The 1,787-nt window shown below is 69.3% G+C and carries 1 protein-coding gene; it reads right to left on the bottom strand.

Translation table 11 applies throughout. The features are described 5' to 3' along the window. On the bottom strand, positions 1 to 1,787 hold a 1,787-nt coding region (locus tag AB0I94_RS41910), incomplete at both ends, for a condensation domain-containing protein (RefSeq protein ID WP_363315081.1).

Raw genomic sequence — 1,787 nt, 5'->3', positions numbered from 1 at the left:
ACCGCACCCACCCGCACACCCGGATCAGAGACCAACGCCTCCACCACCCGCACCAACACCCCCACCAACCGCTCCACCGTCACCCGGTCGAACAGATCGGTGGCGTACTCGAAGGCGCCCTCGAGCCCCGCGGCCCGGCCTCCTTCGCCGAACCGCTCCGCGACATCAACCACCAGGTCGAAGTTGGCGGTCTCCCGGTCGAAGGTGTGCTCGGAGGCGGTCAGGCCGTTGAACTCGGGCTGCTCACCAGGGGTGTTCTGCAGTACCAGAAGGATCTGGAAGAGGGGGTGCCGGGCCAGCGACCGCGACGGGTTCAGTTCCTCCACCAAACGCTCGAACGGGACATCCTGATGCGCGAACGCCGCCAGATCCGTCTCCCGCACCCGACCCAGCAACTCCGCGAACGTCGGATCCCCCGACGTATCCGTCCGCAGCACAAGGGTATTGAGGAACAACCCGACAAGGTCCTCCAGCGCCTCATCGCTGCGCCCGGCCACCGGGGTGCCGATCGGGATGTCGGTGCCCGCGCCGAACCGGGTCAGCGCCACGGCCAGCGCCGACTGCAACACCATGAACGTGGTGACCCCGTGCTCCCGGGCCACCCGCCCGACCTGCTCGTGCAGAGGCGCCGACAGGCTGAACGGAACGGACCCGCCGCAGAAGGTCGCCCGCACCGGACGCGGCCGGTCCATCGGCAGGTCCAGCTGGTCGGGCAGCTCGGCGAGTGTGTCCCGCCAGTACGCCAACTGCCGGGCGCTCAGGCTGCTTTCATCGCTCTCGTCGCCGAGCACCGCACGCTGCCACAGCGCGAAGTCCGCGTACTGCACCGGCAGGGGCGTCCACTCCGGCGCGACCCCGACGCATTGCGCCGCGTACGCGTGCGCGAGGTCGTGCGTCAGTGGACCGAGCGACCAGCCGTCGCCCGCAATGTGATGCAGGACGAGCAGCAGCACCTGCTCCTGCGGCCCGACGCGGAACACATGGGCGCGCAGCGGGATCTCGGTGCTCAGATCGAAGTCGAGCGCGGCTGCCGCGACCAGCGCGCGCTGCAGCCCGGACTCGGTGACCTCGGTGACGTCCAGGCGCACGGTGATCTCTTCGGCGGACAGGATCGCCTGGTACGGCTGCCCGTGCGCCTCACCGAAGACCGTACGCAGGACCTCGTGCCGCTCCACCACATCGCCGAGTGCCGCGTGCAGCGCCTGCACATCGAGGGCGCCTTTGAGGCGCAGTGCGATCGGCATGTTGTAGAAGGCGCTGTTGCCCTCCAGCTTGCCGACGAGCCAGAGCCGCTGCTGTCCGTAGGAGACGGGCGTCTGCTCGGGTCGTTCGACGGGGCGCAGTGCCGGTCGTATCTCGCCCTGTGCTGCGGCGAGTTGGACGGTGAGGGTGGCGACGGTGGGGGCTTCGAAGAGGGTACGGATGCCGAGTTCGGCGCCGAGGGCCGCTCGGATGCGGGAGACGAGGCGGGTGGCGAGGAGCGAGTGTCCGCCGAGCTCGAAGAAGCTGTCGTCGATACCGACCCGGGGCAGGCCGAGAATCTCGGCGAACAGCTGGCACAGCACCTCCTCCTGTGGTGTACGAGGTGCCCGGCCGGTCACGGCCTGGCCGAGGTCCGGCTCCGGCAAAGCCTTGCGATCGAGCTTGCCGGAGGGTGTCAGCGGCAGCGCATCCAGCACCATCACCGCGGCCGGGACCATATAGTCCGGCAGCCCGTCCGCCAGGGATGCCCTGACCTCGGCAGGCTCCAGAACTGCACCCGTCGTCGCAGCAACCACATAGCCGAT

The sequence above is a fragment of the Streptomyces sp. NPDC050147 genome, assembly GCF_040660195.1.
Classification (GTDB): Bacteria; Actinomycetota; Actinomycetes; order Streptomycetales; family Streptomycetaceae; genus Streptomyces.
Note: the sequence above shows the minus strand (reverse complement) of the source record. Positions and strands in the feature narration are given on the sequence as shown.